The sequence below is a fragment of the Sporosarcina sp. P1 genome (assembly GCF_002743155.1).
Taxonomy (GTDB): domain Bacteria; phylum Bacillota; class Bacilli; order Bacillales_A; family Planococcaceae; genus Sporosarcina; species Sporosarcina ureae_B.
In genome coordinates this window covers 18,643-42,913 of the sequence record NZ_PDYS01000005.1, presented here as the reverse complement: position 1 = coordinate 42,913, position 24,271 = coordinate 18,643, and the positions used below count along the sequence as shown (strand labels likewise).

General features: G+C 39.9%; 28 protein-coding genes. 12 read left to right on the top strand and 16 right to left on the bottom strand.

Annotated features, from left to right (window positions below):
- The first annotated feature begins 51 nt into the window (after positions 1–51).
- The gene (locus CSV73_RS07335; RefSeq protein ID WP_085131372.1) at positions 52–831 is read left to right on the top strand and encodes an enoyl-ACP reductase FabI; all 780 of its coding nucleotides are present in this window, start codon (positions 52–54) and stop codon (positions 829–831) included.
- A 111-nt stretch (positions 832–942) separates the two neighbouring features.
- A complete protein-coding gene (brnQ, locus tag CSV73_RS07330; protein ID WP_085131373.1) occupies positions 943–2,262 on the top strand; it encodes a branched-chain amino acid transport system II carrier protein in 1,320 nt (439 codons plus the stop codon).
- A 90-nt stretch (positions 2,263–2,352) separates the two neighbouring features.
- On the opposite strand, the gene argH is transcribed toward brnQ, so the two are convergent.
- Complete coding sequence (argH, locus tag CSV73_RS07325; RefSeq protein WP_099627055.1) at positions 2,353–3,675, bottom strand: argininosuccinate lyase; 1,323 nt, start codon at positions 3,673–3,675, stop codon at positions 2,353–2,355.
- A 309-nt stretch (positions 3,676–3,984) separates the two neighbouring features.
- Between argH and CSV73_RS07320 the strand changes: the two genes are divergently transcribed.
- From CSV73_RS07320 to CSV73_RS07305, 4 genes are all read left to right on the top strand, one after another.
- Positions 3,985–4,917 (top strand): cation diffusion facilitator family transporter, encoded by a 933-nt coding sequence (locus CSV73_RS07320; RefSeq protein WP_085131375.1) that lies wholly within the window; start codon positions 3,985–3,987, stop codon positions 4,915–4,917.
- Between the two features lie 5 nt (positions 4,918–4,922).
- Positions 4,923–5,375, top strand: coding sequence for a protoporphyrinogen oxidase (locus tag CSV73_RS07315; protein WP_099627054.1), 453 nt, complete (start codon positions 4,923–4,925; stop codon positions 5,373–5,375).
- Positions 5,375–6,310, top strand: coding sequence for a TRM11 family SAM-dependent methyltransferase (locus CSV73_RS07310; protein ID WP_143560933.1), 936 nt, complete (start codon positions 5,375–5,377; stop codon positions 6,308–6,310). The genes CSV73_RS07315 and CSV73_RS07310 overlap by 1 nt, the downstream gene beginning before the upstream one ends.
- 249 nt (positions 6,311–6,559) lie before the next feature.
- Positions 6,560–6,763: a hypothetical protein gene (locus tag CSV73_RS07305; RefSeq protein WP_085131378.1), complete on the top strand. Its 204-nt coding sequence runs from the start codon at positions 6,560–6,562 to the stop codon at positions 6,761–6,763.
- A gap of 248 nt (positions 6,764–7,011) precedes the next feature.
- On the opposite strand, the gene CSV73_RS07300 is transcribed toward CSV73_RS07305, so the two are convergent.
- The 3 genes from CSV73_RS07300 to CSV73_RS07295 form a co-directional block, all read right to left on the bottom strand.
- Complete coding sequence (locus tag CSV73_RS07300) at positions 7,012–8,379, bottom strand: leucyl aminopeptidase family protein (RefSeq protein WP_099627052.1); 1,368 nt, start codon at positions 8,377–8,379, stop codon at positions 7,012–7,014.
- A 45-nt stretch (positions 8,380–8,424) separates the two neighbouring features.
- Entirely contained in the window at positions 8,425–8,580 is a 156-nt protein-coding gene (locus CSV73_RS16570; RefSeq protein WP_198166067.1) for a hypothetical protein, read from the bottom strand.
- A gap of 125 nt (positions 8,581–8,705) precedes the next feature.
- Positions 8,706–8,942: a hypothetical protein gene (locus CSV73_RS07295; protein ID WP_085131379.1), complete on the bottom strand. Its 237-nt coding sequence runs from the start codon at positions 8,940–8,942 to the stop codon at positions 8,706–8,708.
- A gap of 88 nt (positions 8,943–9,030) precedes the next feature.
- Here CSV73_RS07295 and CSV73_RS07290 point away from each other — a divergent pair, with 88 nt between their 5' ends.
- Positions 9,031–9,474 carry a YaiI/YqxD family protein gene (locus CSV73_RS07290; RefSeq protein ID WP_085131380.1) on the top strand — a complete coding sequence of 148 codons (444 nt, stop codon included), beginning with the start codon at positions 9,031–9,033 and terminating at the stop codon, positions 9,472–9,474.
- Positions 9,475–9,535: 61 nt separating this feature from the next.
- Here CSV73_RS07290 and CSV73_RS07285 read toward each other — a convergent pair whose 3' ends face one another.
- Positions 9,536–9,835, bottom strand: coding sequence for a cupin domain-containing protein (locus CSV73_RS07285; RefSeq protein WP_085131381.1), 300 nt, complete (start codon positions 9,833–9,835; stop codon positions 9,536–9,538).
- A 548-nt stretch (positions 9,836–10,383) separates the two neighbouring features.
- On the opposite strand from CSV73_RS07285, the gene CSV73_RS07280 reads away from it, so the two are divergent.
- Together CSV73_RS07280 and CSV73_RS07275 are read left to right on the top strand one after the other, a co-directional pair.
- Complete coding sequence (locus tag CSV73_RS07280; protein WP_099627051.1) at positions 10,384–11,463, top strand: type III polyketide synthase; 1,080 nt, start codon at positions 10,384–10,386, stop codon at positions 11,461–11,463.
- A 1-nt stretch (position 11,464) separates the two neighbouring features.
- Positions 11,465–11,992, top strand: coding sequence for an isoprenylcysteine carboxyl methyltransferase family protein (locus CSV73_RS07275; protein WP_085131383.1), 528 nt, complete (start codon positions 11,465–11,467; stop codon positions 11,990–11,992).
- A gap of 276 nt (positions 11,993–12,268) precedes the next feature.
- Here CSV73_RS07275 and CSV73_RS07270 read toward each other — a convergent pair whose 3' ends face one another.
- The 4 genes from CSV73_RS07270 to CSV73_RS07255 are packed head-to-tail and all read right to left on the bottom strand — an operon-like array spanning position 12,269 to position 14,550.
- Positions 12,269–13,009 (bottom strand): thermonuclease family protein, encoded by a 741-nt coding sequence (locus CSV73_RS07270; RefSeq protein WP_085131384.1) that lies wholly within the window; start codon positions 13,007–13,009, stop codon positions 12,269–12,271.
- Between the two features lie 13 nt (positions 13,010–13,022).
- The gene (locus CSV73_RS07265; protein WP_085131385.1) at positions 13,023–13,364 is read right to left on the bottom strand and encodes a fluoride efflux transporter FluC; all 342 of its coding nucleotides are present in this window, start codon (positions 13,362–13,364) and stop codon (positions 13,023–13,025) included.
- Positions 13,361–13,735, bottom strand: a complete 375-nt coding sequence (locus CSV73_RS07260) for a fluoride efflux transporter FluC (RefSeq protein ID WP_099627050.1) — start codon at positions 13,733–13,735, stop codon at positions 13,361–13,363. Before CSV73_RS07260 ends, CSV73_RS07265 begins: the two co-directional genes overlap by 4 nt.
- Positions 13,736–13,752: 17 nt before the next feature.
- Positions 13,753–14,550: an alpha/beta hydrolase gene (locus CSV73_RS07255; protein ID WP_232319202.1), complete on the bottom strand. Its 798-nt coding sequence runs from the start codon at positions 14,548–14,550 to the stop codon at positions 13,753–13,755.
- 107 nt (positions 14,551–14,657) lie between these two features.
- Here CSV73_RS07255 and CSV73_RS07250 point away from each other — a divergent pair, with 107 nt between their 5' ends.
- A complete protein-coding gene (locus CSV73_RS07250; RefSeq protein WP_099627049.1) occupies positions 14,658–15,176 on the top strand; it encodes a gamma carbonic anhydrase in 519 nt (172 codons plus the stop codon).
- A gap of 378 nt (positions 15,177–15,554) precedes the next feature.
- Here CSV73_RS07250 and CSV73_RS07245 read toward each other — a convergent pair whose 3' ends face one another.
- The 4 genes from CSV73_RS07245 to CSV73_RS07230 form a co-directional block, all read right to left on the bottom strand.
- Complete coding sequence (locus CSV73_RS07245; protein WP_099627048.1) at positions 15,555–16,667, bottom strand: Fe(3+) ABC transporter substrate-binding protein; 1,113 nt, start codon at positions 16,665–16,667, stop codon at positions 15,555–15,557.
- 172 nt (positions 16,668–16,839) lie between these two features.
- A complete protein-coding gene (locus tag CSV73_RS07240; RefSeq protein ID WP_085131390.1) occupies positions 16,840–17,517 on the bottom strand; it encodes an ABC transporter ATP-binding protein in 678 nt (225 codons plus the stop codon).
- A gap of 5 nt (positions 17,518–17,522) precedes the next feature.
- The gene (locus CSV73_RS07235) at positions 17,523–19,169 is read right to left on the bottom strand and encodes an ABC transporter permease (RefSeq protein ID WP_099627047.1); all 1,647 of its coding nucleotides are present in this window, start codon (positions 19,167–19,169) and stop codon (positions 17,523–17,525) included.
- Between the two features lie 300 nt (positions 19,170–19,469).
- The gene (locus CSV73_RS07230; protein ID WP_085131392.1) at positions 19,470–20,327 is read right to left on the bottom strand and encodes a YitT family protein; all 858 of its coding nucleotides are present in this window, start codon (positions 20,325–20,327) and stop codon (positions 19,470–19,472) included.
- A 443-nt stretch (positions 20,328–20,770) separates the two neighbouring features.
- On the opposite strand from CSV73_RS07230, the gene CSV73_RS07225 reads away from it, so the two are divergent.
- Positions 20,771–20,935 carry a Fur-regulated basic protein FbpA gene (locus CSV73_RS07225; RefSeq protein WP_085131393.1) on the top strand — a complete coding sequence of 55 codons (165 nt, stop codon included), beginning with the start codon at positions 20,771–20,773 and terminating at the stop codon, positions 20,933–20,935.
- A gap of 153 nt (positions 20,936–21,088) precedes the next feature.
- On the opposite strand, the gene CSV73_RS07220 is transcribed toward CSV73_RS07225, so the two are convergent.
- From CSV73_RS07220 to CSV73_RS07210, 3 genes are all read right to left on the bottom strand, one after another.
- Positions 21,089–22,252, bottom strand: a complete 1,164-nt coding sequence (locus CSV73_RS07220) for an MFS transporter (RefSeq protein WP_233194263.1) — start codon at positions 22,250–22,252, stop codon at positions 21,089–21,091.
- A complete protein-coding gene (locus CSV73_RS07215) occupies positions 22,249–22,869 on the bottom strand; it encodes a TetR/AcrR family transcriptional regulator (RefSeq protein WP_085131394.1) in 621 nt (206 codons plus the stop codon). The genes CSV73_RS07220 and CSV73_RS07215 overlap by 4 nt, the downstream gene beginning before the upstream one ends.
- A 348-nt stretch (positions 22,870–23,217) precedes the next feature.
- On the bottom strand, positions 23,218–23,451 hold the full coding sequence (locus CSV73_RS07210) for a YkuS family protein (protein WP_085131395.1): 234 nt from the start codon (positions 23,449–23,451) through the stop codon (positions 23,218–23,220).
- Between the two features lie 199 nt (positions 23,452–23,650).
- Here CSV73_RS07210 and CSV73_RS07205 point away from each other — a divergent pair, with 199 nt between their 5' ends.
- On the top strand, positions 23,651–24,268 hold the full coding sequence (locus CSV73_RS07205; RefSeq protein ID WP_085131396.1) for a hypothetical protein: 618 nt from the start codon (positions 23,651–23,653) through the stop codon (positions 24,266–24,268).
- Positions 24,269–24,271 lie beyond the last annotated feature (3 nt).

The window sequence follows — 24,271 nt, the reverse complement described above, 5'->3', positions numbered from 1 at the left end:
TATGGAGGGTATAATATGATCAAATGAAGAATAAACTTTCAGGAGGCTATTATGGTAGATTTATTAAAACTATCCGGTAAAAACATTGTGATTATGGGTGTTGCAAATGAACGTAGTATTGGTTGGGGAGTAGCAAAAGCATTATTCTCAGTCGGTGCGAATGTCATTTTCACATACCGTAAAGATCGCTCTCGTGATAAATTAGAAAAAGCATTAGCTAAAAGTGAATTTACAGCCACACAAATTGTACAATGTGATGTAAATAGTGATGAAAGTATCGAGCAGGCTTTCAAAGCGATTGGCGAGCATGTTGGTGTTATTCATGGAGTAGTCCACTCCATCGCATTTGCACATCAACAAGATTTGCATAATCCTTTCGTGGAAACGACTCGTGAAGGATATGCATTCGCACAAGATTCCAGTGCATATTCATTGGTGGCAGCAGCACGTGAAGCCCGTCATTACATGACAGAAGGTGGAGCGATTATTACGATGAGTTATTTAGGAGCAGAACGAGTTCTTGAAGGCTATAATGTAATGGGTGTTGCAAAAGCAGCTCTTGAAGCTTCTGTACGCTACTTGGCATCAGAGCTAGGTGAAAAGAATATTCGCGTCAACGCGATTTCTGCCGGTGCGGTTCGTACATTGTCCGCAAAAGGTGTTCCTTCCTTTAATACAATCCTCAGTCAAATTGAGGAACGTGCGCCATTAAAACGTAACGTCATGCCTGAAGAAGTCTCGGATATGACGGTGGCGATGCTAAGTAATTTATCGAGTGGTGTGACAGGTGAAGTCATCTATGTAGATGCCGGCTACCACATTATGGGATAATTTTATGAAGGATTCTCTTAGGAGAATCCTTTTTCATGGGCACTTTCCATTAACATGCAATTAATTATCGAAATACATACACTTTTCAAAGTACCTCAGGAGGAATTCCAAATGAATAGATTTACAAAACTCGATACGTTCAAACTAGGGCTGACGATGTTTGCCCTCTTTTTCGGTGCAGGAAATATGATTTTCCCACCACTACTTGGTCAACTAGCAGGAACGCAAACATGGATTACGCTGGCCGGTTTTTTAATAACAGGAGTGGGTCTTCCCTATCTTGGCATAATTGCAGTAACTATGAGTGGTAATCAATTAAGCGATTTAGCCGGAAGAGCATCACCTTTATTCGCTATGATATTTCCATTCGTTATATATTTAGCACTTGGACCGTTTTTCGGTGTTCCGCGTACAGCGACTGTTTCATTTGAAATTGCCGTTTCTCCATTTGTGCCGGATTCGTATGCTAGGTTAGCATTGGCGCTGTTTTCCATTCTATTTTTTGCAGTGACGATTTGGCTGTCATTTAAGCCGAATAAAATAGTCGATCGTTTCGGTAGTATTTTAACTCCCATATTGCTAGCTATCGTAACGCTTATTGTGGTGACGGGTATTATCAACCCAGTGGGTGAAGCGGGTGCACCGCAAGGATCTTATGCAGAAGATTACTTTTATAAAGGATTTATTGAAGGTTACGGAACAATGGACGCAATGGCAGCGCTCGTCTTCGCTATTATCGTAATAAATGCCGTGAAAGCGAAAGGTATTACAGATAGAAAAGCCATTACTTCCATTACAATGAAAGCGGGATCCATTGCAGTACTCGGGCTGAGTTTTGTCTATGCTGGATTAGCCTATTTAGGGATGACGAGCCGCTCCGTAGCAGAAGGCGCAGCAAACGGTGGAGATATTTTAGCTAAACTTGCATATGCTTTGATGGGGAATAACGGATTATACTTACTTGGACTTGCAGTAACACTAGCTTGCTTAACAACTTCTGTTGGATTGACTACCGCTAGCGCTACATACCTTTCCAAAGTCGTACCTAAGATCTCTTATAAAGCATTTGTATTTATTATTTGTTCTTTTTCCATGATAGTTGCGAATGTTGGCCTCACGCAGTTGCTTGCCGTGACTATTCCCGTACTAGTCGGAGTGTATCCGCTAGCCATTGTCTTAATAACTTTCAGATTGTTACACCCGTTATTTAAAGGCTATCATGAAGTATATAATTACGGTTTACTAGCTGCAGGTCTTATTGGATTCTTTGACGTACTACGTGCATTCAATATCGATCTGGTACCGGTTACATATATATTGGAATTCTTACCATTATATGAACAAGGGGTCGGCTGGATTTTACCTGCTATAGTGTTTGGCGCAATAGGTTATATTGTGGCATCTGTTCAAGGTAAGCCTCGTGTCGAATAGTAAAAAGCCTGCGGACATTCCGCAGGCTTTTTACGTGTTTGTTATGGATCAGTTTTACTGAGAACGTACAAACTAATCTCATTTCCAGAATTACTGTTCTTTCATCAATCCTTTATTGCCTTTTAAAATAATAGATTCATAATCGATGTATTCATAGATGTCGTCTTCGATATGGTCACTAAATTTTTGGAGTTCACCCACAGTCAAATCTTCAATCGCTTTGTTTCCCTGCTCACAATAAATGATGATTTTTCCAACGATTTCATGGGCATCACGGAACGGAGTGCCTTTTGCGACTAAATAATCCGCTACTTCTGTTGCATTCAGAAATCCACTTTTAATCGCCGCTTTCATGTGATCTGCATGTACCTGTAGAGTGTCGATCATTTTAGACATGATTTCCAAGCAATCAAGTACTGTATCAAGCGCGTCAAAGAATTGTTCTTTGTCTTCCTGCATGTCTTTATTATATGTTAATGGCAATCCTTTCAACGTCGTGAGTAAAGCGAATAGAGAGCCATATACACGTCCTGTTTTTCCACGGATTAGTTCTGCTGCATCCGGATTTTTCTTCTGTGGCATGATGCTACTTCCTGTTGAATAGGCATCAGAGATGGTGATAAAACGGAACTCTTGACTGCTCCAAAGAATCAGTTCCTCACTTAAACGGCTCATATGCATCATAATGAGGGAGAAGTCGGACATCAATTCTACTAAGTAGTCACGATCACTAACTCCGTCAAGGAAGTTATCTACTGGCTTATCAAACCCTAGTAATGCAGTCGTCACTTGACGATCAATATTATGTGTCGTGCCAGCTAGTGCACCACAGCCCAGTGGATTTTCATTCAAAATCTCCGCTGCGTTTTGCACACGTTTTTTATCGCGTTTGAACATTTGTGCATACGCGCCCAAATGATGGCCGAATGTGACGACTTGCGCGCGCTGCAAATGCGTGTAGCCTGGCATAATCACGTTATTGGCTTTTCCTTTTGCTTCAAGTGAATCAATTAAAACTTGTAGTGCATCTATAACGACAGAGGTTTGGTTTCTCGCATACTGTCTCATATCGACAGCTACTTGATCGTTTCGACTGCGGGCTGTATGCAATTTCTTGCCTGTCTCCCCTACTCGCTCAGTTAGGTTCATTTCAATGAATGAATGAATATCTTCATAATTACCTGCAATTTGTAATTCTCCCGATTCGATATCTGCCAAAATCGACTGTAAGCCATTCACGAGTAATTCGCCTTCTTCAGGTGACAATAAATCAGAATGAACTTGCATTGTTACGTGTGCAATACTACCTGCGATATCCTCTCTGTAAAGACGATAGTCAACAGGCAAAGAGCTGTTGAACTTCTCCATAATCTCATCTGCTTTACTACTAAAACGACCGCCCCAAAGTTTCATTCATCATCAATCCTCTTATATTGTATTTTTATTCATAACGGTGTATACCAACTATCTCTATTGCCATCTTGCAACGTATCTATTCTATTATTCTGACACAGTTGACGATTTTTTTCTACTTTGAGTAATATTGCGTCTGCTTGCATAAACCGTATAAATATGGGATAATAATTGAACTACAAATGAATGAGTGATGACATTGACAAACTTTGTCCCAATCCAACAAGTACAATTATGTATGACCTCGCCTAAACTACGCGAGGTTTTTTTGTTGCTTATAGGAAACACTCTTAGAGGAGGGAAACTTTTATGACAATTCATGTACGTGAACATTCTACTTCTGCCATCTTTGCTATCTGGATCAGTTTATTTAGTAATATTATTTTGACTGTATTAAAATTGATCGTCGGATTTGTTTTCAAAAGTCCCGTTTTACTTGCAGACGGTTTCCATAACGCAGGGGACGTAGTTGCCTCTGCCGCTGCACTGACTTCCATGCAAATTTCGAAACGACCTGCAGATGAAGATCATCCGTATGGACACGGCAAAGCGGAAGTAATTGGTTCAAGTATAGTCGCTATCATTTTAGGGTTAGCCGCGATCTATATCGCTTTTGAAGCTATAATGGCCTTATTTGAAGATCCTACTACAGCGAGTAAGATTGCCTTACTTACTGCGATCGTATCACTCATTTGGAAATATATACTCTATGTCTACACCATTCGTATCGGTACAGCGGAGAACAGTAAAGGTCTGATCGCAACGGCGTATGATCACTTAGCCGATGTCTATGCCTCGCTTGCTGCCGTGATAGGAATTGGGCTTGCTTTAATTGGAGATGCTTACGCATGGCCGCTACTCACATATGGAGATCCCATCGCCGGTATTATCGTCTCCATTCTTGTCTTTAAAATCGCTATAGAAATCGGTAAGGAAAGTATTGATATATTAATGGAAAAAAGCGTATGCGACGAGCGATTAATCGCATTTGAAGAATTGATTCATTCCATTCCAGAAGTGAAGCGAATTGACCGCTTACGTGCAAGAGAACATGGTCACTACGTATTGGTAGATATCCGTATCGGTATCAGTGGTAATTTAACGATACAAGAAGGCCATATTATTTCGAGTAGATTGCGTAATTTGATCATGGCAAAAAATGAAGATGTCGATGAGGTGTTAATTCATTTAAATCCGTGGTATCCCGAAAAACAATCCGGTATACTTACTAACGAGGAGTGAATAAAATGAGTACATTTACAATTAAAACAATAGAAGTATGCGAAAAAGAAACAGAGGAAACCGTACGCTTTGCGGATGAGGGCTTTTCACAGGAACCCATCTCGTATTTGAAATCTAATATAGCTGAGTTTCTCTTTGTCGAGTCAACGGAATTCGATGAAATCAAAGTCGATTCGCTGGCACTTGAAGTGGATGATATTTTCAAAACGTATATGGCGTTATTCGGTTTACAAGGCAAGAAAAAAGAAGGCGAAATAATTCGCACATTTATTGAAGAAAAACTTCAGCACAACTTACGTGGCTTTAGTATTTCATTTTCAGACAATGAAGGTTTCTGGGAATTGAATATTCCGTTTGATTCGCTTAAAGGTTTTGATGAGACGATGTCTATAAAAGATGCATTACAACTTCTATACGAAGTACTTGGTGATTTGCATAAAATGAGAGCAAGTAACTGATGGCATCGCAGTTTATCTACACGTATATTCGACACCGTGATGAAAAGGAATTATGTCGGATGGAAATGCGGGCTTTTTTCGGCCATGACGTAGAAGATAACCTGGTCGTCAGTGATATAGCAGTTGATCCTTCACGAAGTCCGTTCATACAAACACGACTCGAAGTGTTACTGGATGCAGACAGTTTAGAATTGCTGGCTGACAAAGCTTCTGAGCTGGAAATTGATCAATTGTTTAAGACAGTCTGCTTAAATGATATGGTGCTTGGAAGAACAGCTAAAATTGATCATGATACTCGTCGTAAAATAGAGCGTACCATAGGATTACAGGTAAAAGGTGAGCCAGAACTGGATCATCCTGAAGTGTTCATCGGTATCATGCACTTGGACGATCGCTGGTATGTAGGGAATTTACTTTATAGTTCTTCTGATTGGCATGTTCACCAACAGAAGCCGCATATGTATTCTACTGCGCTTGGTACCCGTTTAGCTAGAGCTGCGGTCAATATAGCGGTGCCCCATCCTGAAGGGAAACGCGTCATCGATCCTTGCTGTGGAATTGGCACTGTACTGGTTGAAGCACTATCTATGGGGATACCTATTGAAGGACGTGATATTAATCCGCTTGTCGTCTATGGTTCACGGAAAAATATCGACTACTTTGATTTGGAAGGCAATGTCACTATAGGTCCAATTGCTGAAGTCGATGAAGAATACGATATTGCAATCATTGATATGCCGTATAATTTATTTACCCACATTACAGCAGAAGGCCAACTCGAGATTTTGAAAGAAGCTCGTCGCTTTGCAAAAAATTGTTTAATCATTACAATTGAGAATATGGACGAAATGCTCGAAATTGCTGGATTTGAGATAGCAGATCGTTGTCTTGCACGTAAAGGTACTTTTTCGCGTGAAGTAGTTCTATGTAAATAATGAAAGACGCATGAGGATTTTTTCTCACGCGTCTTTTTTATTGTTCATTTTGACGTAGTAACGATGCTATTCGCAAGTAAATACTTCCATACGTTTATAAAACGAATGAATCATAAAAAACAGTATATATCTCATTACAAAAAGTGTGAATTGTATAAATTAGGGGAAACAAAAGTAAAAGAGCATATTGTCTTGTATAGTAATCATTTTTTCTAATGAGCTCTTATTCTTAAGTTAGGAGTGAAGTCTATGTTTATTAGCATCATGAAGCTTTTAAGTATTCTCTATCTATGGACTTGGTTCGTATGGCCATTCATTTTTGTTATCTCCATAATTTACGCGATCAAGGAGTTGGTGAAAGAAGAGCCAGCATTTATGAAGCCTGCGATTATCGCATCGGTGTCTTTGTTAATCATTCTGGCAGGAATCGCCTCCCCTTCGTTGTATTTATGAGAGTTTACAATCAAATGATCGAAGTCATAACGCGCTGACTTCGATCATTTCTTTTTGTTCTAGATAATGTGTAGGTGGGATTATACGTAGATAGACAACGTAATGAGGATAAGGCTTATGGACACGCTGTAAGCTATCTCCTATGCGTCCCCTTATTAACTGTTGTTACCCAATGTTAATACGAACATCAAAAATAGAAAAAAGAATGCCCCTTGAAGTATCGTAACTTCTGAGACATTCTTTTGATATTATTTAGTCAACGACACTGCATAATCCGCAAGCAAGCGTGCTCCGTAGCCAGTTGCAGACTTTGTGTAATATCCCTTTGACTTCTGCTTATCCATGACACCTGCCATGTCTACATGCAACCAGTTACTCTTCGGAGCGAACTTACGCAAGAAGAGACCAGCTGTGATCGAACCTGCGACAGTTAAAGAACTCATATTATTGCAATCAGCATAAGCGCTGTCAAGCGTTTCCTCATATGCATCTACTAGCGGAAGAGGCCAAACGAAGTCGCCGTTTTGGTCGCCAATTTTCTTCAGTTTATTAGACAACTCTTCATCACCAAAGACGCCACCGACTTCTGTACCTAAAGCAGCGACAACCGCGCCAGTTAATGTAGCGATATCGACTGTATAATCTGCATGTAATTCTCCTGCCCGAATTAATCCGTCAGCCAAAATCAAACGTCCTTCTGCATCTGTATTACCGACTTGTACACTAATGCCATTCTTATATTGAATAACTTCACCAGGCATTACTGCATCAGGTCCAGGTGTATTTTCGACCATTGGAATCAGCACAACTACATTCACTTTTGCATCTGAATGAGCTAGTAGTGATAATGCACCGCTGACAGCTGCTGAACCACCCATATCCATACGCATGTCACTATCATCGCGTCCGCCTTTTAAGCTAATCCCCCCTGAATCGTATGTTACGCCTTTTCCAACAAGAGCTACGAGTGGTTTTGATGCATCTGTCTGCAATGTCATCTCAACGAATGAGGGCTCATACTTACTGCCACGGCAAACTGTTAATACGCCGTTCATTTCGCGGTCTTCGATTTCTTTTTTGCCTAGTACATCTATTTTTACTTTTGTTCCTTTGAAATGGTCTTTTAATACTTCTGGATACGTCTCTGGGTTTAGCACATCAGAAAGTTCATTCATCAAGTCCCTGGAAAATGCCATCGCGGCAGCACGTACTTCTCCTGATTTGACTGCGCCTTTATCTGCACCTATTACATTTAATGTAGTGACAGTGTCCGCCTTTTTAGATTGGTAGCGGTCAAAGTTATAGGCGCCAAGGTGCCATCCTTCGACAAAAGCCGTGACTGCTTCATCTACAGATGACCATTTTTGTGCTAACTGATCCGCTTGAATCGAAGCATAATCTACCTTTTGTGTCGCTAGCTTGCGAGATATTTCACCTGCAATACTACGAATTTCATCCAATGTTTTCCATTCTTTGTTTTTTATAACGACTAACTGTTTTCCGTCATGTACAAACGTGGAAAATTCTTCAGCTTGATTGTCAACGAATTGCTTTACCAATAAATTTTTCGTTATTTGTCCATCTGTTGAGAATAAAATCTCTGCGTTAATTTTCATAGTAATAATAGCTCCCTTCACTATTTCGGTTTCCTAAATAGTTTATCACTTTTTACCTGATAGTGCTAAGAAGAGAGTGGCCAGCGGTCCTAAAAACAATGATAGTAAAAACCAGTTCAATCCGCTTCTGTTTTTTCCCTGAGCCAATACTGCATTGATTAAAGCTAATGTACCCCACCCTACGAAATATCCTTCATTCATTTTTCATCACTCCATTATCTAGTTATATAGTATGTATACGATTTGCCTAACAGGTTAGTTTCATTAATAGCTTTTAACGCAAAAAAGGAACATCCATGATGTCCCTAGTGTTTCACACGACTGGATTAGCTACCTATTGATGTCGGTGCGTTATCATCGGTCGCATTTTGGTAGTTTTGATTACCGACTTTAGCTCTTACTTCTTCTTCTGTTAGAGGTGGTGGAATTTCGTGATCTGCCAATGCTCTGTTTTCAAGTGGTACTTCTATGTTCTCCATGGCAGCATTCTTTGCATCCATTTCACGTCCATATTGTTCACGTTGTTCTACAGTAGTTCGTTGTTCTTTTGATAAATCAGCCATTTCATCACCTCAACTTCGCGTTTTTACTTATCTTTCCCGATATTTGCTATACTAAACCTACTAGAAGGAGTAGGAGGAGAGGGACAACGTGACAACGATTTTAGTGGACGCAGATGGCTGTCCGGTAATTAACGAAACAATCGGGATTGCAAAACAGTACGGTCTTTCCTGCGTATTAATATGTGATACTGCACATGAAATGCATCGAGAAGGCGCTGAGACGATTACTGTTTCCAAAGGTGCCGACGCAGTCGACTTTGTATTGGTGAACCGTATAAAGAAAGGGGATATTGTCGTCACTCAAGACTATGGTTTGGCTGCTATGGCACTGGCGAAACAAGGTTTGCCACTTGATCAGAATGGTAGATGGTATACAAATGACAATATTGATCAATTACTCGCAGCACGTCATAAAGCACAGAAAATCCGCCGAGCAGGAGGTCGTTTGCGCGGTCCGAAAAAACGAACTGCTGAACAGACTGAAGGATTCGTTTCTAGTTTGCGTGAATTTTGTAAAACGATTCAACCTTAAATGAAGCCAAATGATAAACAGAGACTACAAGTCATACTTGTAGTCTCTGTTTATATTACTTTCACGGCTTAACTTGAATAACGAATACATCTGAGTCCTCCACCGCGTGCAAACTATGTCTTTCCAGCGGCACCATATGCAAGACATTGTCAGGCGTTACATCAATCGGCTCGCCTTCCACTATGAACCGCACTTTTCCTTTACGCACGATGATGAATACTTCTTTATTCGCATCATGCTCGGCCACTTCTTCACCTGCACGCAATTGAATATTCATGAAGATTGCATTGTCGACATTCGCTACTTTTTCCACATGTTTTTTCTTTTCAGTTAGCTGATTCTTGGTATCAATTACTTTCATTAGTTTTAGCCCCTTTCAAAAGTTCTTGCATAATCAGTTCGTATGATTTCAGTTTATCATGAAAGTGAGAAGTTGTAGAATCGAATATGATTTCTTAGGCTACATAACCTTCCGTTACTTGTTGTGACTACGATCGATGCCTGCACCAATTTCCCCAGAAAACCATACTTCTAACACTTTGAAGTTTTCTACCTCTTTATTAGGGGAATAGTGAGATAGCATGACACCGCCTGATCCGACTCGGATAGTCGAAGGAAGCGAGGTCAAATGTGCCATCAGTATTTTATGTGAAAAACCTACTACCGAGGGAGCATCATGATATTCAGACGCTCCAAAGCGGTGATAACTCTTTTTCTACTCTCATAGTCTAGGCGATTTTTTGCTGAAGAGCCACTTGAGCATTTTTGACTGATGTACTAGGGGATGGATCTACTATACTTAATTGTATCTTAAAGGCAAGTCCACTCCTTCTATTGCATATAGTCTACAAAAAGCTACGACATCATTTACTGCTCGCGCTTGCCATTAATTTTATCGGAGGTAACCCTATGCCAATTATTCAATCTGTCAGTACCGTTAGACCACCTGTTGATTTGCCACAGGAAGAGGCTATGACATTTGCCCGCTCTTTATTTTCGGATTCATTTAAAGATATTGACCGCTTATTGAAAGTGTTCCAAAACGGTGAAATTGATTCACGACAAGTATGTATGCCGTTAGATTGGTATGCGGAGCCACATGATTTTGAAACAAAAAACAACTTATATATTCAGCATGCTTTGGCACTTGGCAAACGGGCAGTGGAGGAATGTCTCTCCAACACAACTACGCTTGAGCGTCCGGTGAATGCTGCTGAAATAGACGCGATCTTCTTTGTTTCAAGTAGTGGAATCGCCACACCAAGTATCGATGCCCGTCTTATTAATCAATTACCATTTCGACATGATATTAAACGTATCCCCATTTGGGGCCTTGGTTGCGCAGGTGGTGCTTCGGGCATGAGTCGTGCTTTTGATTACTGTAAAGCCTATCCTGAATCGAATGTTCTCGTTCTCGCTATAGAGCTTTGCAGCTTAACGTTTCAACGAGATGATGTGTCTAAAAGTAACTTGGTCGGTGTATCGTTATTTTCAGATGGTGTTGCCTGCGCACTTGTTTCTGGAGAACGGTCTTCCATTAAAAGTACACGTCCGATGCCGCATATCCGTGCAACGTCTTCACGTTTTATGCCAGATTCAGAGGACGTGATGGGCTGGGACATTAAAAACGATGGCTTGCATGTCGTATTTTCAAAGAGTATTCCAACCGTCATCAAAAGTTGGTTAGGACCTTTCGTACATCAATTTGTGGAAGATCATAATCTATCAATGGAAGATGTACAACATTTCGTTGCCCATCCAGGCGGTAAAAAAGTATTAGACGCCTATCAAAAAGCATTGGATATGGATCAAGAGCACACTGCAACGTCGAAAAAAGTGTTGCAAGATCATGGAAACATGTCGTCTCCTACTGTGCTCTATGTACTTAAGGATTTCATTGAGCAACAGCCTGCTGAAGGGGAATACGGTTTAATGGCGGCACTTGGCCCAGGCTTCTGTGGAGAACTATTATTGCTGGAGTGGCAGTAAGATGGGTAGGCTCTTCCTGTTTGTTTTTATCATCGTCGTCATGCAACGGTTAGTAGAATTGTTCGTCGCTAATCGTAACGAGAAGTGGATCCGCAGTAAAGGTGCAATAGAAATCGGCGCATCCCATTATAAATGGATGGTATTGATGCATACGGCATTTTTCGTTTCCTTGTTAATCGAAGTTCTTGTATTCGATCGTCCTCTATCACCACTTTGGGGCTTGTTACTTGCAGTCTTCCTATTGATGCAAGTACTACGTGTCTGGTGTCTGTCGTCGTTAGGGAAGTTCTGGAACACTAAAATTCTTATACTACCTGGGGCGGACGTACAGAAAAAAGGACCTTATCGCTGGATTCGCCATCCGAACTATGTCATTGTAACAACTGAACTGATTGTATTACCTTTACTATTTAGTGCGTACTTTACAGCCGGGCTGTTTCTATTATTAAACATTTGGATGCTGTCCGTCCGGATCCCCGCTGAAGAACGCGCACTACGAGAACTTACAAATTATAATGAAGTGTTTTGATAAAAAAGAAGAGACTGGAACAGAACTATAAAATAGTCCGCTCCCCTGCGCTCCTGTATCTCAAAAGTTACTTTTATAAATACGTAGTCAAAAAGAAAAATGCATGAAGGAGAAGAATGACCCTTCATGCATTTTTCGATTTTTGTCCCAGCCTCTTCTTACTTTTTTACTGATTGATTAGCATTTATATACAGGAATACCGCCCTAGTTACTCGTAAATGGAAAGCGTCCACTAACGATCAACAGTACTATGTCACTTACTTCGTATTTCTATTATTAACAAGCTTGACCATCACTATTGCCGTCTAGATGTTCTTTATACGCAGGGTGTCCTTTCTTAACGCCCTCCGGATATACTTTACGTAGCTCTGTACAATTCTTGAAATCCTGTGTTTCACCATATACAGGTATCTTCACAGAATCAGCGGGATATTTCTCACTATCAAAACCTCGGTCTGTTGTATAGTCTTCCAACGTCCAGATGCCTATGCCCGATTTCTTGGCTTGTTGCTCAGCTTTTTCAAATGCATCCAAATGCCGTGTGTTAGGCGGATACACATAAGCGACTCTCGCTAATCCCTCTTTCAATAACTGCTCTTGCACACTTTTGCCGTCTATGTATATATACGCTAATAATCTGCCGTATTTATCATATTTTCCGCCTACATCAAATTCGATTTCAAGCTGACCTTTTTGCAGTAGCTCTTGGTTACGTACCTTAGCTTGCTGTCCGTAAGGCTGTTTACCAAGCCGGGGGTGATTCGTTTCTGGTGTATCAATTAATAAATACCGTACATTTTCTTCTTTACCTTCATACATAATCTTGATCGTATCGCCGTCAATTGTTTTGACCAATTCAACAGGAATAAGACCTTGACGACTCGGTTCTTTTTCCTCTTCCACAAGTAGTTCTGGGAAATATATTGCAACAATCGCAATTCCTAGGGCAATGAAGAGTGAAGTAATCATTTTCTTACGTTTGTTTTGTTTCACTTTTGGTGTCGTTTTCTTACTCATCAGAACCTCTTTTCTATAAACTAAAACCTAAAAAGGCCAAGCCTATACCTACTATGAACGTTGCAAGTGTATAACTAACAGCATGAAATTTTCGACCTTCAGTCCAGAACGTCCAAATCTCTTTCATTAACGTAGAATACGTCGTTAAAGCACCCGCCACACCTGTTGCAAAAAACAGTGTCCAACTGAGGGAAATATTTGAACCTATGATCCAGCCGATGAAGAAGCTCCCAACCGAATTAACAAGCAACGTTCCATATGGCAAACGTTTTCTATTGAGCTTGGCAGACACTTCAAAACGCAATAGCGCCCCTATAAATCCGCCACAACCAACTGCTATAAAATGCCAGATCATGCCGATAGCCTCCTAGCTAATGAAAAACCAAACGCCGCCATAGCCAGTCCACCTATTAAACTACTACCCACGTATACAACAGCAAGTACAAAAAGTCCATTACTTAGCAATTCAACCGTTTCTATACTGACTGCTGAAAACGTCGTAAATGCACCAAGGAATCCCGTAGTAATAACTGTCACTGCTAAAGGGTTAAGCCTTCCTCCAAGACGAGCTCGTTCCACTATATAGCATAGTAGCAACGTACCGATCATATTCACTAAGAATGTCGCGACAGGAAAAGAACCGCTGACGATCAACAGATGACCGACCAGCAGCCTTGTGCTCGCTCCTAAAGCTCCAGCTACACCTATGTACAGACGTTCTCTCATATATTCACGACCTTATTTCATTCGATAATATATCCGAGTGAATGAAGTACATTATTGATAAATGATTGTGTATATAAATAGACCCCTTCTTGCTCAGGCGCTTGGATGACATCGTGGTCAACGTCTTTCCATCGTTTCCATTGCAATTCAGATAAATTTTGTGCGAATGCCCACTTGCGTGTGTAATCGGTATTGGTGATTTGATCCGCTTCTCCCGTGTGCAGTAATAACGGTACATCTTGGATAATTAAATCTGGTTGCATGACAGATCTCATGAGTGTCTGTAATTCACGGTACCAGCCACCTGTCACAATAGATACATACATTGGATCTTCAGCGTATTGCTCTAAGAATTCAGGATTACGCGATAGAAGTTCAGGTGTAATTTCATGATCCAACGTCATCGATTGAGACCATTTTGTAAACATTTTCGCCCGGATCGGCGGATGATGTTCCAGATGTAGCCAAGGCGATGTGCAAATGACTCCTGCACATTCGATTCGTTCCATCTGTAATAAACGAAGTAAGAACGTAGCACCCAATCCATGCCCAAATAAAAATACAGGCAAATTATCATCTAAACCGCTTCGGATCATTTTCTTGATAAATCTTCGGTAATCCTTAAATGCCTCCGCATGCACTTCGACACTTTCTTTGCCGTGACCAGGTAAATCCCCAGCTACAACATGAAAGCCATCGCTTCGAAATTTCTGTATGAGCCATACATATCTTCTATGATGCTCATAAGCGTTATGTACAAGAACGATAACACCTTTTGCCTTACCTTCTGCTTCCCATTTCCACAAAGTTACCACTCCTTATTTGACTATCTTATTCTATTCATTTCATTCTTATGTTTCACAAATACTAAATGTTTGTTACGATAAATTATACATGATTATTTAGAAATGAGGAGATTTGATTGATTTATCCATACGAAGGTAAATTACCAGAGATTGACCCATCCGTCTATATTGCGGATTACGTAACGATTTCAGGAGATGTAACTATAGGTCCTGAATCGTCTATATGGTTCAATACCGTTATACGTGGGGATGTATCTCCTACTGTTATAGGACGAAAAGTAAATATACAGGATTTCTGCTGTCTACACCAAAGCCCCAAATATCCATTAATTCTTGAAGATAATGTGACGATCGGTCACAAAGTGATGCTCCATAGTTGCACGATTAAAACCGGTGCACTTGTTGGAATGGGTGCGACCGTGCTCGATGGGGCAGAGGTTGGAGAAGGTGCATTCATAGGTGCTGGCAGCTTAGTAACTCCAGGCACGAAGATTCCACCTAACACATTAGCACTCGGTTCTCCTGCCCGTGTCGTTCGTGATTTAACTGACGAAGATCGTGCAGACATGACAAGAATCGTTAATGAATATGCACGCAAAGGTCAATTATATAAAGCCTTGCAAGAAGAGAAATAATTGAAGCGCCCGTTACTAGCGGGTGCTTATTTTAATACTCGCTGAATTTTACAGACATTTCGAGTGTTATCGCTAATATATTTTCCTCTTCAATGTATACATGAATTTTACACCCTCCTGCAAACATATGAATATCATGCGTCAGCCATTCACCATTAGCAAATATATACTCCACTAACATCCCATATATAGGATGTTATTTCGTTTGGACTGTTTTTTAAAAATAAAAGTTTTACCTTATCTATTATAACCAGTTAAAATTTTTCACTCTATCTATGACTTATGATAGAGCAGAAATGTTTCATCTACTTATAAAATCAGTAGATGAAGTTTATTTATATAAACAAAAAAGTAGCCCGAGGGCTACTTTTGTTGAACTTATTTCCAGCCTACTTCATTCATCAATTCTACAGCTTTCGGATTATACTTACCGTAATCTGCGAAATCCACTTTTTGTGGTGTGAATGTACCCCATTCAGCCATCACTTCTGGTAATTTCGCTTCTTTATTAACCGGGAACTCAAAGTTTTCTTCCGCAACTAGTTCTTGTGCTTCCACAGTCGTTAAGTACTCAATCAACTTCACTGCATTCTCTTTGTTTTTACTGTGCTTAATCAAGCCAGCACCACTAATATTAATATGTGTTCCTGTAGTTTCCTGGTTCGGGAAGAATACGCCGATCTGGTCGAACACTTTCACATCTTCCGCTTCGTCTGAAACAGACATGTGACCTACGTAGTAACTATTCATAATCGCAACATCACCAACACCTGCAACGATCGCACGCGCTTGGTCGCGGTCTCCGCCTTCGGGTTCGCGCGCTAAGTTATCTACAATACCTTGCGCCCATTCCTTAGCTTTCTCTTCGCCGTCAATTGCGATCAATGATGCCATTAAAGATTGGTTATACAAGCTATCAGATGAACGAACAAGTAATTTATTTTTCCATTTGTCTGTTGCAAGGTCCTCATAAGTTGATAATTCTTCAGGCTTCACGCGATCTTTTGAATAGACAATCACACGTGCACGAGTAGATAATCCAATCCATTGGTTGTCTGTGTCGCGAAGCTCTGCTGGCACTGTTGTATCGATTTCTTTAGATTCAACGGGTTGCAAAAGACCTTCTTCTTTTGCCGTGTTCAAGATCCCACCATCGACTGTAACGAATAAATCAGCAGGTGTATTTTGTCCTTCACGCTTTAGACGCTCCATTAATTCTGGCGCTTTCGCTTCAATCACGTTTACTTTAATGCCAGTCTTCTCTGTAAAATCTTCATAAAGAACTGAATCTACGTCATAGTGTCTAGCTGTATAGACGTTTACTTCTCCACCCGTTTTCTCACCTTCAGTTGCATCAGTTGTATCTTCAGCAGCCTCTTCTTTTACTGGTTCGTCTTTTTGTCCCTCTTTATCGGAACTGGAATTACATGCGCCTAAAACTGCCGCAAGCATTAATAGGGCGAATGCCCATAAAAACTTCTTCACATTCATTCTCTCCTTATTTCTCATATACGTTGAATACCTTCATGCGATAATGAGAATCATTTTCAGTGCTAAAGAAATTGTAATACAGATCAGAGTATAAGTCTAGTATTCATTTTGCTTTATTTTTGCAAAAAAAAGGAGAGTAGCGGAAACATATCCGATACTCTCCTTTACAACGTTATACAGGTATTGATTCTTTTTCCGATCCCATATACGTAGCACAATCAATATAAATAGTTCGATCACAAATCGCGTCCACATCAGCTTGATCATGTGACACAAACAAACATGTGATATTGGCTTTTTGCAAGATATCTCGAACTTCCATTCGAATCAATGACTTCAAATTCGTATCCAGATTACTGAACGGCTCATCCATCAACAGAATCGAAGGTGAAGGGGCCAAAGCTCTTGCCAATGCAACACGTTGCTGTTGTCCCCCGCTAAGTTCATGGGGATAGCGTTTGGCGAACTCTTGCAATTGAACAAGTTCCAACATTTCATCCAAACGTTTCTTTTTCTCAGGGCGCTTCATTTTATGTAAGCCAAAGCAAATATTTTCGCTTACTGTTAGATGCGGAAATAATGCATAGTTCTGAAACACCATACCTACACCACGCTTCTCTGCCTCAATATACGTATTATCTCCTACAATCAATCTGCCATCCAGTTCGATACTGCCTACTGTAGGATCTTCCAAACCTGCAAGCAACCGTAACAATGTGCTTTTTCCGCTACCGCTCGCACCTACAATCCCTACGATTTCCCCTCTTTCAATCGTAAATGAAAAGCGATCAATGATAGGCTGCTGTTTTTTTGAATACCGAAATGATAAGTTTTGAATGTCTACAAACATCGTTCTCACTTCTCCTCAAATTTCAAAATAATAATCACCGACAAGATGCTTAGACAAATTAATAACAGTGAGGATGGTGCTGCTTCATAGATTCTTTCATCAATTGCATATTGATAGGTCCGTGTCGCGAGTGTATCAAAGTTAAATGGCCGTAGCAATAAAGTCAGCGGTAGTTCCTTCATAATTTCGAGGAATGCCAACGCAAATCCAATTAAGATCGAACCGCGTAATAGTGGAAACTCTACTCTCCAAAACGTATATGTCATACTACGTCCTAGTAAGAATGAAGCTTCACGATAAGACGGCGGTACTTTTGTATAACCTGATTCAATCGAGTTGAATCCTTGCGCCATAAACCGAATAACGTATCCTGTGATCAGCATAGCGATCGACATACTTAATACGAGTGAGCCAGATTCTACACCTAACAGTTTCGGATAAATGAATGCCAGTTTTTCATCTAACGTAATAAATAGGGCAAGTACGCCAATTGCGACGACTGCTCCTGGAACCGCATAACCGGACGTCATGATACGCGCAAGTAAATTAGACGAAGCGGATGGGTACAAGTTAATCGTACGGGCAGCCAAAATCGCAAAGAAGCTTATGATTAATGCACCGACGAGAGCAACTACTAAACTATTGGTGATCAAGCTGATGAAGTCTGAACGCCATACTTTTTCATATGTTTTTAGTGACCAATAGATCAGTTGCACAAAAGGAATTATAAAGGCACTCAAGAATACTATAGAACAAGAAAGGAATGCTAGACAAGCAGTCCATCCACGTAGCTTTTTACGCGCGAGTGGTCTGCTTTGCGTCACGTTCGTATCATACTTTCGCCCTTTGCGTAAAAAACGCTCTAGCATGAAAATCCCTAATATAACGATTAGCAACCAAGCAGCCAAACGCATCGCTGCATTGATATCATACATCCCGAACCACGTCTGAAAAATCGCCGTGGATATCGTTCGTACACCAAAGAAACTGGCTACGCCATAATCACTCAACACTTCAAAGATGACGAGCATCGATCCTGCGATGATGGCAGGTCGTGCAATGGGTAATCCCAAACGGAAGAACATTTGGAAGCCATTCAATCCAAGAGTTTTAGCACTTTCAATATAGGAAGCGCTTTGTTTTTCAAAATAATTGAGCGCAATCATATACACATAAGGATAAAGAAATAATGTAAGGACAAAAATTGCCCCGCGCAATGACATGATCTCGATCGTGCCTGGTGTGAATTGATAATCAAAATAATTACGGAAGAACGATTGAATAACGCCCGTATAGCTTGTCATTGTACTATATGTATAAGCCGCTATATAAGGCGGTATAGCCAAAGGTATAATCAACAGCCATTTAAACTGTTTCCGTAATGGAAATTCATAGGCTGCCACAATCCACGCTAGTACCACTCCGATGGTCGTCGAGAGGAACCCGACAGATCCAACTAAAATGACTGACCCTTTTATATAGTCAGCAAGCAAAAATTCTTTAATATGTTCCCAATTTTCGCCTGTCGGCTGGAAGAAACTTAGTACAACATAGGCGACCGGCATAATAATGACGAGTGCACCAAGCATTGTAATGATGAACCAGCTATTTGCCCGACGACGAATCTCTCTTAGCCATATAGATGTTTTCATATACTATAATACCAACTTTACTACGCACAATGGCGGTTATGGTGTACATTCATTATGACTTAAATAATATAAGTCACTCTCAAGTATATACAAATTCTCTGTACATTCCAATGTTTTCACAGGAATTCAACAAATCTATGCTGTTGACGTTCTACAGAATAAAAAAATGATAATCGAGTGGGGTTACATGGTTAATCTGTTTACGGAAAAATCCTTTATACAAGAATGAAGACAAACACTTTTTATGGTGTTTGTCTTCATGCAAAATAATATTGTGTAAATCACGATAATTTTTCTGATCTAAGCTAGTTTCTCATTTTCTTTTCTAAAGAAACCGAAGATACCTACTGTTTGTACAATATTGGTAAAGGCTTGCGGATCCGTCTCATTAATAATCCGTTCCAAATCGTATAGTTCATATCTTGTGATTACGACATAAAGCATGCTCTTATCTTCTTTTGAGTAAGCACCTTTCGCAGGTAGTATAGTAATCCCACGTACCATTTGACGATGGATTGCTTGTTGAAGATCGTCTGCTTTCCTAGTAATGATCATCGCGGTGACTTTTTCATGTCGCGTATGAATCATGTCAATCACTGAAGTCGTAACGTATAGGGCGACCATTGTGTAAAGTGCGTTTTCCGGTTCATATAGAATACCTGCGAAAACGATAAGAATACCGTTGAGCAGTAAAAAGTATACACCGATTGGTTTATCCTGCATACGAGATAGAATCATCGCGACGATATCCATTCCACCCGTAGATGCACCTAGCTTCAAGGATATCCCTACACCAACACCTGCAAGTACACCGCCAAATACCGCATTCAGCATAATGTCTTCTGACATGGAACGCAGTGGCAATAATTCAAGAAATAGTGTAGCGAACGCAACGGATAACATGCTGTAAATTGTGAAACCTTTCCCTACTTTAAACCAACCTAGAATAAAGACGGGGATGTTAAATAGTAACAACAGAATACCTGTACTGATTGTCATGCCCAATTGATCTTTTAGAACGCTTGATACTAACTGGGCTGCACCCGCAAACCCACTCGCATAGACATTTGCATTAATGAGAAAGAAATTTAACGATAGAGCCATAAGTAGCGATCCTAAAATAACAACCGTCACCCGTTTTGCTTCAATGAAAAACATAGCGACCTCCTATGGTAAATAACAATTTATTGCACGAACTAGATTATATCTATTCTTCCCCCATAATGGTACCCCTAAGCTTCATTTGACATAAAAAAATCCGCTTTACCTTACTGCCGTTCACAAATGGTGCTACCCGAAAGCAAGTAAAAGATACCCCTGTTGCAATTTATTCAGATTTCACGCTTTTTAAAAGCATTCCACAATTAGATAAAATGCGCTTCCCACCGATTGATTTTGTCATTCCATGTCGTATAGGACAGTACGCAGACTGCACTATCAGACTACTACGAATTTAACATAAAGCACAAGTCCCTATTACACTGCCAAAACAATATAAATAAATTAGTAGAACGGTTCGAAAGTTTCAACTATGAATTATACGGTTTAATTCGGGTGAATATCGGCTATATTTAGAGGGGGAATCAAGGAGGAAATGCACGATGAAAACAAACAAAAAGGTAAGTGAATCGAAACGAGACAAAATGATTGAAGAGCTCGTTTCAAATGGGGTATTCAAAATTGATGGGAAACAACTGTACGAATTACCGCTTCAATTATTAACGCAAGAATATGAAGCATTCGGCCAAACTGACATTCAAATGTAAGAAATGTGGCTGGGACAAAACCCAAAAAAATGCATGAAGGATCATCTCCTTCATGCATTTTTCATTTTGACTTCGAATTTATAAACGTGACTTTTGAGAAACAGGAGCGCAAGGGGAGCGGACTATTTTCTAGTTATGTCCCAGTCTCATTTTTTACGCTTCTATAGTTGATTCATTATTTTTTCTAAACATCTTAATCAAAATGATGAGTAAAACCGTAATGCCCAGGGCAATACCTATCATAGAGTATTGGAAACGAATTGCGGGAAACCCTGCTATGTTTGCGATGCCATCCAATATTAAAGGCGAGCTGAACTGTCCTATAAAAATCGAACTGGATACTATAGCAATCACTCGGTCGCTTTGAAGAGGATTGACCAAGCCTAACGCTTTAACATTAATCATTGGGAACAAAATTCCTTGTCCAAAACCAATCATACATGTGCAAGCTAAAATAATTGGAACAGAATGACTTAAAGCCAAACCAGTGAATGCTACACCCATTAAAAATATACTAATCGGCATGATATACGATTTCAGGAGATCCTGGAGCTGAATCAATGTCAAACTGGTTATCATTCCACCTACTGTGGTAAAGGAAATCACAGTACCCGCCAATTCCGGTCCACCTATATTGCTCTGCTCAAGGTAGAGTGCCATATTCGTGGCAACCGAATAGTAGACTAGCATAATACCAGCAGAAGCTGCTGCATATCCAAAAACAAGCAATGGCATTTTGCTTTTTTGTACGTTCTGATCTTGTTTAAGTGGAGTGTCTTTCGGCAAGAATATAAAGACCATAATGAAAATCACAACACCCATTAAATACACATTAAACGGAGCTCTCCAACTAATAGCTGCTAAATATCCTGCTAGCATCATAGTTACGATACCTCCAAAGTTACTGAATGCTGAATTATAGCCCATCATCTTCACTTGCTCACGACCTCTAAAATGATCACTGATTAACGTGATTCCGAGCGGCATCACTAAACCAACGCCAGCACCTAGGACAAATCTAAAGGCCAGTAACATTTCAATTGTATTGGTGAACTGTGCTCCTACCCCCGCAATTACATAAATGAATAAACCGATTAAAGCAACCGTGCGTTTAGGTATCCTCGATGTTAACCAACTAGAGACGAATGTAAAGGGAATGATGAATAAGGAAGGTGCTGTTAAAATCAGCTTGATGATCACTGGATCTGCCTCTGGGAAGTTAGCCGCAATCAAACCAAGAGCTGGAGAAATAGCAGCACCTGCCATAACTGTTGCCATCGAGATGGAGATGATTGTTGGTTTCAACATGCGTTTCATTGGCCAACCCCCTGTCCTGGATAACGTTTTAATTGCCGCAACACTTTATCAGCTGATACTTTTATGGGTGACACTTTCCGTGCATTTGATAATAACAACCCATGGACTAACGATAAATGATACACTGCTAATTCTTCCGCATCACCTTCAATAAACTCTCCAGCAATTTGTCCTCTCACAATAATATGTTCAATACGTTCGACCATGAATCGGTATTTTTCTACAATTTCTTCTTTCACTTCTTGCGTTAGATAATCAGAATATAAAGCTTGCATGATCAAGATATGCCTGTGTACTCCATCTCTTAGTGAGCCTGAGTGAGTCATTTCAGTCAACCATTCCAATTGTTTTAAAGGACTGTGATGTTTTTCCTCTGCTTTATCGACTGTATTGACGAATTCAGTTAATAACTCGAGAATTACTGTGACGTACAGGTCTTCTTTTGATTTGAAATAGTGGTAAAACAAACCATGACTTTGTTCGGCCTTGTTTGTAATCTCACTAATCTTGGTTGCGGCGTATCCTTTCGTACCAAATAATTCGATGGCGGCTTCTTTTAGTTGTTGCTGTCGATTATCGCGGATCTTTTTAAATTTTTCACTTGTTCGAGGTGACATAAAGATTTTCAACTCACTTCTTTTTTATTGATTGACTGACAAGTCAACGTTGAACAGCTTACTGTTCTTATGGGGCTGTTGTCAACCAATAATAATCAAAGTGACGACGTGGTATCATGGATAAACACGTTAGCTATGCACGTATAATTGGTTTTCATTATGTACTTTGCGAAAATAAAACATACTAACATAACTGGAAAATAGTCCACTCCCCTGCGCTCCTGTTTCTCAAAAGTTACGTTTATAAATACATAGTCAAAAAGAAAAATGCATGAAGGAGAAAAATGATCCTTCATGCATTTTTTGATTTTGTCCTAGTCTCGTACTAGGTAGAACTTAATTCAATTATTAACGATGTAATCTTTTTTCGACATCTTCTACGATATCTTGTACGGAGTTGCCTTCAATGCTGATCACGGGGAATTCGAATTGGTCAATGTTGACATCGCTTAAAGCACGTACTACGCCTATATCATAGCCGCTTAGATGTTCATCACTTGCAAACATCTTCACTTCATGTCCTTTTTCCTCTAATGCTTGTTTAATGTCATCAAATGGTACTTCTACCGCTATTTTCGCCATATCCTATTCCTCCTCCAAATACTACATGTATTCGATTAATACTTTATAATTTCCCGCTCTTACGTAAATTAAACATGACTTCTTAAAGTATGTTTATAACACTGTAATACCAAAACGATTGATTTCGGGGAAAATGGGTATTTTACTGTTAGAGCTATTGAATCATTATAGGAAGAACTTATAGAAGGAGTCGACAGATATGTTCGGTTTAGCGGATCTCCTTAGCTTAGTCATTTCAAGTTTTATCATTTTACCTGTCGTTACGTTTATAAGGGAAGCTGGCTATTTTATAATTAGTGGTCTCTTCGGCGTGAAAAATGCCAGACTAACTATTGGTTCTGGACCTAGACTTTTTAAATTCGGTGTTTTAGATATACGAAAATATTATCATGTAAACAGCTGGTTTACTTTTGATTCAGTAAAAAGAAAAAGTAATTTCGCGTATATATGTATATATGCTGGGCCGATTTTGATTAACGTGGTCGTGGCAGTCACAATTAATGCGCTGATAGCGAATGGATTTTTTGAAGACTCCAAAACATTTTGGAGCCGTTTTATATTCTACGCCTTCTATTTCGTTTTATTTGACTCCATTCCAATGAAAACCGTAAATGGCAAACCGAATAACGGTATGATTATTTATGAACTTCTTCGGTATGGCAAACGTATTGATTTCAATGAAGAACCCCTGATTCTCGGTACAACAGAAGCAGAAGAAATGTATCAGGAAGAAATGAAGAAAATTGAAAAGGTAAAAGAAGAAATTAAAGAAGAAATCATAAAAAATGATAGCGTTCCCCCTGAAAAGAAAGGATGAGCA

Bases quoted from the DNA above. Each gene is read 5' to 3' on its own strand.
- CSV73_RS07335 (WP_085131372.1), top strand. From the start codon at position 52: ATGGTAGATTTATTAAAACTATCCGGTAAAAACATTGTGATTATGGGT.
- brnQ (WP_085131373.1), top strand. From the start codon at position 943: ATGAATAGATTTACAAAACTCGATACGTTCAAACTAGGGCTGACGATG.
- argH (WP_099627055.1), bottom strand. From the start codon at position 3,675: ATGAAACTTTGGGGCGGTCGTTTTAGTAGTAAAGCAGATGAGATTATG.
- CSV73_RS07320 (WP_085131375.1), top strand. From the start codon at position 3,985: ATGACAATTCATGTACGTGAACATTCTACTTCTGCCATCTTTGCTATC.
- CSV73_RS07315 (WP_099627054.1), top strand. From the start codon at position 4,923: ATGAGTACATTTACAATTAAAACAATAGAAGTATGCGAAAAAGAAACA.
- CSV73_RS07310 (WP_143560933.1), top strand. From the start codon at position 5,375: ATGGCATCGCAGTTTATCTACACGTATATTCGACACCGTGATGAAAAG.
- CSV73_RS07305 (WP_085131378.1), top strand. From the start codon at position 6,560: ATGTTTATTAGCATCATGAAGCTTTTAAGTATTCTCTATCTATGGACT.
- CSV73_RS07300 (WP_099627052.1), bottom strand. From the start codon at position 8,379: ATGAAAATTAACGCAGAGATTTTATTCTCAACAGATGGACAAATAACG.
- CSV73_RS16570 (WP_198166067.1), bottom strand. From the start codon at position 8,580: ATGAATGAAGGATATTTCGTAGGGTGGGGTACATTAGCTTTAATCAAT.
- CSV73_RS07295 (WP_085131379.1), bottom strand. From the start codon at position 8,942: ATGGCTGATTTATCAAAAGAACAACGAACTACTGTAGAACAACGTGAA.
- CSV73_RS07285 (WP_085131381.1), bottom strand. From the start codon at position 9,835: ATGAAAGTAATTGATACCAAGAATCAGCTAACTGAAAAGAAAAAACAT.
- CSV73_RS07280 (WP_099627051.1), top strand. From the start codon at position 10,384: ATGCCAATTATTCAATCTGTCAGTACCGTTAGACCACCTGTTGATTTG.
- CSV73_RS07275 (WP_085131383.1), top strand. From the start codon at position 11,465: ATGGGTAGGCTCTTCCTGTTTGTTTTTATCATCGTCGTCATGCAACGG.
- CSV73_RS07270 (WP_085131384.1), bottom strand. From the start codon at position 13,009: ATGAGTAAGAAAACGACACCAAAAGTGAAACAAAACAAACGTAAGAAA.
- CSV73_RS07265 (WP_085131385.1), bottom strand. From the start codon at position 13,364: ATGATCTGGCATTTTATAGCAGTTGGTTGTGGCGGATTTATAGGGGCG.
- CSV73_RS07260 (WP_099627050.1), bottom strand. From the start codon at position 13,735: ATGAGAGAACGTCTGTACATAGGTGTAGCTGGAGCTTTAGGAGCGAGC.
- CSV73_RS07245 (WP_099627048.1), bottom strand. From the start codon at position 16,667: ATGAATGTGAAGAAGTTTTTATGGGCATTCGCCCTATTAATGCTTGCG.
- CSV73_RS07240 (WP_085131390.1), bottom strand. From the start codon at position 17,517: ATGTTTGTAGACATTCAAAACTTATCATTTCGGTATTCAAAAAAACAG.
- CSV73_RS07235 (WP_099627047.1), bottom strand. From the start codon at position 19,169: ATGAAAACATCTATATGGCTAAGAGAGATTCGTCGTCGGGCAAATAGC.
- CSV73_RS07230 (WP_085131392.1), bottom strand. From the start codon at position 20,327: ATGTTTTTCATTGAAGCAAAACGGGTGACGGTTGTTATTTTAGGATCG.
- CSV73_RS07225 (WP_085131393.1), top strand. From the start codon at position 20,771: ATGAAAACAAACAAAAAGGTAAGTGAATCGAAACGAGACAAAATGATT.
- CSV73_RS07220 (WP_233194263.1), bottom strand. From the start codon at position 22,252: ATGAAACGCATGTTGAAACCAACAATCATCTCCATCTCGATGGCAACA.
- CSV73_RS07215 (WP_085131394.1), bottom strand. From the start codon at position 22,869: ATGTCACCTCGAACAAGTGAAAAATTTAAAAAGATCCGCGATAATCGA.
- CSV73_RS07210 (WP_085131395.1), bottom strand. From the start codon at position 23,451: ATGGCGAAAATAGCGGTAGAAGTACCATTTGATGACATTAAACAAGCA.
- CSV73_RS07205 (WP_085131396.1), top strand. From the start codon at position 23,651: ATGTTCGGTTTAGCGGATCTCCTTAGCTTAGTCATTTCAAGTTTTATC.